Source organism: Phormidium pseudopriestleyi FRX01, from assembly GCF_017313335.1.
GTDB lineage: Bacteria > Cyanobacteriota > Cyanobacteriia > Cyanobacteriales > Laspinemataceae > Laspinema > Laspinema pseudopriestleyi.
On record NZ_JAFLQW010000029.1, the window covers coordinates 1 to 7,175 of the forward strand.

4 protein-coding genes and 1 pseudogene are annotated in these 7,175 nt (G+C 44.3%); all 5 read right to left on the bottom strand.

Annotation, left to right across the window (positions count from 1 at the left end; all coding sequences use genetic code 11):
- Positions 1-4,570, bottom strand: a 4,570-nt coding sequence (locus tag J0895_RS01010) for an AAA family ATPase (RefSeq protein ID WP_340643423.1), incomplete at its 3' end; no start/stop codon positions are given.
- Positions 4,465-5,292 (bottom strand): serine/threonine protein kinase, encoded by an 828-nt coding sequence (locus J0895_RS25565; protein WP_242540959.1) that lies wholly within the window; start codon positions 5,290-5,292, stop codon positions 4,465-4,467. The genes J0895_RS01010 and J0895_RS25565, both read right to left, overlap by 106 nt.
- Positions 5,293-5,294: 2 nt before the next feature.
- Positions 5,295-5,450 (bottom strand): hypothetical protein, encoded by a 156-nt coding sequence (locus tag J0895_RS01015; protein ID WP_207086288.1) that lies wholly within the window; start codon positions 5,448-5,450, stop codon positions 5,295-5,297.
- Between the two features lie 385 nt (positions 5,451-5,835).
- A complete protein-coding gene (locus tag J0895_RS01020) occupies positions 5,836-6,156 on the bottom strand; it encodes a hypothetical protein (RefSeq protein WP_207086289.1) in 321 nt (106 codons plus the stop codon).
- Between the two features lie 800 nt (positions 6,157-6,956).
- A pseudogene (locus tag J0895_RS01025) lies at positions 6,957-7,175 on the bottom strand (lipoyl synthase); the annotation flags it as partial.

Genomic DNA, 7,175 nt, shown 5'->3' on the forward strand with positions numbered 1-7,175 from the left:
CTAATGTGGCTAACTTTCCGGCTTTGATTTCTGGGGAGTCAGCATCAAAGACTTCATACACGGTTACTTCTTCGGATTTTCCTTTCACTTGGACGCGATCGATGCGGCGAATGGCATAGCGATCGCAATGGATTAACCGCGAATAAGTTTGTTCCGTAATTAACAGCGCTACCCCATAATTTTTCGTCAATCCTTCCACTCGCGAAGCTAAATTAACCGCATCACTAATCACCGTCCCATCCATGCGATTTTCTCCGCCTACGGTTCCTAGCATTAATGACCCTGTATTAATGCCGATGCCATTTCTAATGGGTGCAAAGCTACAATTCAACCGATGATGATTGTAATCAACTAGGCGATGCAGCATAGAAATTCCTGCTTTAACCGCATTATCCGCTTCCCCACTAAACAGGGCCATAATTGCATCGCCGATATATTTATCAATAAAGCCCGAATGTTCGGAAATCGCCGGTTCCATTCGAGATAAATAGGAATTAATAAACTTAAAGTTCTCTTCCGGGGTCATACTTTCACTCAGGGTTGTAAAGTCGCGAATATCCGAAAAGAGCACCGACATTTCTACCTGAACCTGATCCCCCAATTCCACCTCGACAATACTTGCCTTATTTAAAACCTGGAGAAATTGACGGGGAACAAATCGTTCGTAGGCTTGATTGAGTTGCGCTAATCGCTTTTCGTTGTCCCGAACCTCAGAGTAAAGTTTGGCATTTTGAATCGAAATCGCCGCTTGTCCCGAGAGCATCTTTAAGATTTCCACCCGTTCGGGAATAAAGGCCCCGGTGGTGCGATTGTTTTCTAAATAAACAATACTAACCAGCTTGCCGCCATCAATCAGGGGAACACAGAGGATAGATTGAATCTGATTGTTTTGAATATAGGAATCATTGGTAAAAGCACCCTCTTCGGTTGCATTATTTAAGACAATGGCTTCTTGAGTTCTAGCCACATAATTCACAATTGCCACCGCAACCCTGTCCGATTCAGTCAGGGGAATTGATTGCAAAACGGTGATGCGATCGCCATCAATCGTTCCCTCCGCTTCTATCCTCAATTGTCCCTGATGGGATAAAATCAAATAACCCCGTTGCGCGCCCGCATTCTCAATAGCAATTTTCATTAAACTAGAGAGCAATTTCTCTAAAACAATTTCTCCATAAATCGCCTGAGATGCTTTCATCATCGTTGATACATCCAGATGAGCCAGTAAATTAGCTGCACTGGCCGATATCGTTTTTTTTGTATCGGTAATTTGCCGATTTTCAGAAGTGAGTAAGTTATCATATAATTTCTCTAATTGCTTCACCTTAGCGACGGCACCCCAGAGTTGATAAAAATAGTAAGCTTCTTGCAAATAGGCTTTGGCAATTAATAGGTTTCGTTGGGTAAAATAGAATTTAGCCGCCCGTTCATAAATCAGGGCAGTCTCGGGGAGGCAATCCCGTTGTTGAGCCAAATTAAGGGCCGAATCGTAGCAGGCGGCAGCCCGTTGATTTTGGCCCAAGACTCGATACCGTTCTGCCTCAATTAACTCAAATTTATGAGCATTATTTATCCCAGCAGTCCGCGCCCATTTTTTCAATTTTTTCTGGTTTTTTCTCACTTTTTTGAGGAACATTTTTACGGATAAAGGGTCTGATTTCGCCGCAATATCCAACCGAATTAGAGAATCATAAAAATAAAAATAAATCACGACGGGAGATGCGGTCACTCCATCCAGATAAGCTTCGCACAGATTAGCTGATGTGAGCGCTTGTTCTAAATCTCCAAACAGATAACTGAGGATTAATTTATTAAAATATACATAACAAATCGCCGTCCGGTCATTCCGGTTTTCAAGTTCCGGCACCATGATTGCTTCATCAAAAGCGGTCCCTTGTAAGGTGCAAGGATCCGCAGATTTTCCCAGCAAGTTCAGGACTCCCTGATGAAAGACTTCTTGTAAATTCAAAACCCGCACCTGTCCCATTTCCTGAATTCGGGTGGCATAGGTGGCCATTTGTGATTCTAATGGGACTAATTCTTGCCCGCTCAACAAGGCATTATAGCAATAGTGACAAGCGGCATAAGCGGCATATTCCAAGTCTCCGTTTTCCAGCCCCATTTGGTACGCACCAAGGAGGGGTTTTAAGACGGAATTGAGGGGGTCAATCCAATGCTGAATTAAAGCGCCTACTACAAATTCAGTTCGGGCTTTAACATCTCGGGCATTCAGTTGAGCAAGAACCTTGAGGCAGAGTTGACCAAATTGATATCCAGTCTGCAATTGTCCCACGACTCCACAGAGAATTACCCCATAACTACTATAGGCATAAGCTGATTCGGAACTGTTGCCCCATTTAATTGATAAGGTGACATTTTTAAAGACAATCAGGGGGAACATTAAGGGGGCGGCAAAATAGGCAGATGAGGTGATTTTACCGAGGATACTCATGGCGGCTTTGGGATAGGCATCGGTCATCAAGGGCAGATCTACTAAGCTGGGGATGGGTTTAAATCCGATGGCTAATTTGGTCTGCAACAGACCCCATAAAACATGGCCGGTGTGAGGATTGCTAGGGAGTTTAACGCCTAGGAGTTTCAAGACTTTTAATCCAATGGCGATCGCCTCATTAAATTGACTCTGGGCATTATAAGCCAGGATTTTTACCTCATAGACTTCTACGGTATCTAAAACTGTTTTAGCCTGACTCAAAACCACTTCTATCATTTGGTCCATTAAGGCAAAATCTGCATTCAAATAAGCCACTTCTGCGGCCTTTGCATACAGAGATAAAGTTAAAGAATAATGCTGCTGCCAACTGTCCTGTTCTAATAAATTTATCCCCACTTTTAAATAAGTCAAAGCGGGTTGATAGGCTGCCGATAGTTTAGCCTTTTCTCCGGCGATGAGATTTAATTCTGCCCATTCATATTTTTGCTGGGATTCGGTGATTAACCCTAGGGCAAAATTAAATTGATTCACCATGTCAAAGATTTTTTCTTCCCGGCGATTGGGGGGAGTATTCTCCAGGAGAATTTGTCCAATATCTCGATGAACCCGAGTCCGTTTGGCGTCCGGAATCAAAAAATAAGCCGCCTGTTGAATGCGATCGTGAACGAATTGATAAATCAGGGCCGGATATTCCTTCCGAGGTAAATTACAGTAGGAATAATCCTCCTCCTCGGTCAAAATTAACTCGATTTCCCCTTGATTCATCCCAGGCATGACTAAATTTTCCGCAACCGCTGCCTTTAAATCCTCAACAGTTTTTTTCAAAGATTGCTGACTGATTAATTCTAATAGATTTAAGTCAAACTCATTTCCAATACAAGCGGCTAATTTTACTAATAATTGAGTCGATTCCGGTAGCTTCTGAATCTTACCTGTCATCAGTTCTACCACATTATCCGTAAAATCTATGGCCTTAATTTGCCCTAAATCCCAGAACCATCCGACCTTACCCTTGCTTAGGTTTTCTGGAGAATCAGGGAGGACAAAGGGGGCATCAAGACCCTCAGACGCTTGGGTTCTAAACTGTAGCAGTCTTTCTGTATAAAGAGACTTTAAAAACTCATTCATAAAAAAGGGATTGCCTCCAGTTTTAAACTGAACTAACTCCGCCAGTTCCATCACCGCTTCTGGAGTAGATTTCAGGGTATCGGCAATTAATTGGGCAATCGTTGGCAACTCTAAGGGAGACAGAGAAATTCGCTCAATAATTGCTCCATTTTTAGTCAGTTCATCCACCATTAACTCCAGGGGATGACCCCCAGATACTTCATTATCTCGATAGGCCCCAATTAAAAAAAGTCCTGGGATTGCACCTGCCACCAATCGTTGAATTAAGTTTAAGGATGCCCCATCTGCCCACTGTAAATCATCAATAAATAAGGCTAAAGGATGTGCCGGTTGCGTAAAGACTTTAATGAAATTTTGAAAGACTAAATTAAAGCGATTTTGGGACTCATTGGGTCCTAGGGTGGGGACCGGGGTTTGTTTGCCAATAATTAATTCAATTTCTGGGATGACTTCCACAATCACTTGACCATTAACCCCTAATGCGGTTAAGAGTTTGTCCTGCCATTGCTTGAGTTGAGGTTCACTTTCAGTTAATAGGTATTTGATTAACTGTTGTAGCGATCGCACCAAAGCACTATAGGGAATATTCCGCTGATATTGGTCAAATTTCCCGGAAATAAAATATCCCCGATGAGCAGTGATGGGTTTGTACAGTTCTTGTACCAAAGCTGATTTGCCAATGCCGGAATATCCAGCAATCAGCATCAGTTGACTTTGCCTCTTTGCCCGTTCAAAGGCTGAAATTAAGGTTTCAATCTCTGCCTCTCTGCCATAGAGTTTTTGAGGCAGTTGAAACTTATCCGAGATATCCTGCAGCGCAATCGGGAAGGGAGAAATTTGTCCAGTGTTCTGGAGTTGCTGCCAACAGAATTCTAAATCTGCTTTTAATCCGTAAGCACTTTGATACCGTTCTTCCCCCGTTTTGCCATCAGTTTGAGGATAATTTTCGAGAGAACCGGCGGAATCTTTTCGATTCCCCGTTCCAAAAATTTCCCATCTGCATGAAGCTTTTCCACTTGCAGATGGGGGGGGATGGGCTGTTTAGCAATATGACAGTGGATTAATTCTAAAGGGTCGGTACTTTCAAAGGGTAATCGGTGGGTCAGCAGTTCATAAAAGGTGATTCCCAAGGAATAAAAGTCACTGCGATAGTCCACACAGCGATTCATTCTGCCGGTTTGTTCTGGAGATAAATAGGCGAGAGTCCCTTCCAGACTATTGATATTTTTGAGCGTCGTATTTTCTCGGGTTAATTGGGTGGAAATTCCAAAATCAATGATTTTAATCTGTCCGGTAGTGGGGTTCAAAACAAGATTACCGGGGTTAATATCTTTATGAATAATATTGGCAGCGTGAATCTGGGCCAGGGCCTCGGTGGTTTTAATCGCAATTTGCAGAAATTCGGATAAGGTAAATTGGCGATGCTGCATCCAGTAACTTAAAGATTCGCCTCCAAAATCCTCAATCAACATGACGAGGCGATTTTGATATTTTTGCAAATCATAAACTTGAACGACCCCTGGCACGTTGAGAGATTTAGTAATTTCATACTCCGTGCGATAGCGAATCAGTTCTTGAGCAGTTGGATAATTTTCTTTCAGTAATTTGAGGATAATAGATTGATTATCTTGTTCGCGAATCCCTCGATATAAGAGAGAGTTAGAACTTTCATAGATTTGCACTTGAACGGCAACACCAGGAAGAGTCAGCATAATTACAGGGTCGCTAGAATGCTATCAAATTTGAGGGAATGCCGGGGCGATCGCCGGTCGAACCCCATCCACATTACAACGGGACTAAAATGAGCAAATATACCGTTCGGAACCAACCGTCCCTTATCCGTACAGTAGGTCCAAGCACAAAACTGCATTAAATATCAGTCTTAAGGTAGATGCGGATTAATCAATTAACTCAACTAAAACAACTATTCAAATTAAGTTAGGGTCACGACTTACGCTTTCTCTGAGGGAGAGGCAATTCATGTACTGACCCTACTCGGGAGGGAAACATCAATAAACTGCAAACCTAAAATAAAGGACCCTCGTGAACCCCAAGGGAATTGCTAGTTTGAGTTTAATTTTGTCGCTAACCTGAACCAAGGCAAGTGCTTTCTAGAATAGCTTATCTGTTCTGGGAATTTTGAGGCGATCGCCCCTTTAATCCGGGGTAATGATGCCAATTTCCCCGGTAACTGATTCTCTGTGATTGAAACTTCCTGAGTCGCCATTTTACCCCAGGGAACCGACAAGTCTCAATTAAGGATGATGCGGACGTTGAGGGCGATCGCCATAAATCTGGGCCACGCACTCTTGAAACAACTGTGCAGACTCTGCAAACTTCCCGGCATCATAAAGGGATAATGCTTCTGTAAATCGCCCTAAAGTGGCTAATTTTCCCGCTTTCATTTCCTCTGAGTCAGCATCAAACACCTCATAAACCGTCACCGCTTCCGATTTTCCTTTCACCTTAACTTTTTCAATCCGGCGAATGGCATAACTTTCCCGTTGGGTCAATCGGGAATAAGTTTGGTCCGTAATTAATAGCGCCACTCCATAATTTTTCGTCAATCCTTCCACTGATCCTCCGGGGTCATGGTTTCACTCAGGGTCGTAAAATCCCGAATATCAGCAAACAGAACCGACATCTCCAACTGCACCTAATTTCCGAGGCAATGCTTGTTAAAAAGTGACTTAATTTAAAGATAATAATGGGGTTAAATTAAGGGATTTTGGACGGTTTAAAAATAGGGTATTAAAGCATTGTATCAGGATATATAGCGGTGACCACCGTTATTCGCGTACATCTTGGGAGTGCGTTCGCGTAGCGTGTGCGTTAGCACACGCTACGCGAACGCACTCCTTTAAATGTCTGTACGCGAATGAGTCTGGTCACCGCTATATAGCCAGTCTAAATGAATTTGCGAATGGACCCTCACCCCTTTCTCGTCGGCGGCCCAAAGCGGGAGAGGCCTGTCCTGAGCCCTGAGCCCTGAGCCCTGAGCCCTGAGCCCTGAGCCCTGAGCCAGTCGAAGCCTCGAAGGGGGTCGAAGGGTCGAAGCCTGTCCTGAGCCCTGAGCCAGTCGAAGCCTGTCCTGAGCTTGTCGAAGGGGGTCGAAGGGGGTCGAAGGGGGTCGAAGGGGGTCGAAGGGGGTCGAAGGGGGACGGGGGTGAGGTTTGAAACTGCTGCAAGACTGGCTATATAGCGCGTCTAAATGAATTGGACATAAAGAAAGCGAGCAAGATGTTTGTGCGTTCCGCACAGGCGGCGCCAACGCACTCCTAGGGTTTCGGGCTTGGAGCCATTGTCAAAATGATTTAGGGTCGCTATAGCGGTTCGGTGGACTCATTCGCGTACAGACATTTAGAGGTTGCCTTTTTTACCCCGCTTCCCCGGCATGATAGGAACTGCGGACCAAAGGACCCGATCGCACATGAGAAAATCCCATTTCTCGGGCGATCGCCCCTAACTCCTCAAACTCCTCCGGCGTCCAATACTTCTGCACCGGCAAATGTTCTAAAGAGGGCCGCATATACTGCCCCAAAGTCAGGCGATCGCAATCCACCGCCCTTAACTCCTCCAGCGCCTCAATAATCTC

What these genes read in the sequence shown, in the direction of transcription:
- J0895_RS25565 (WP_242540959.1), bottom strand. Translation starts at nt 5,292, where the DNA reads ATGCTGACTCTTCCTGGTGTTGCCGTTCAAGTGCAAATCTATGAAAGT.
- J0895_RS01015 (WP_207086288.1), bottom strand. Translation starts at nt 5,450, where the DNA reads ATGCAGTTTTGTGCTTGGACCTACTGTACGGATAAGGGACGGTTGGTT.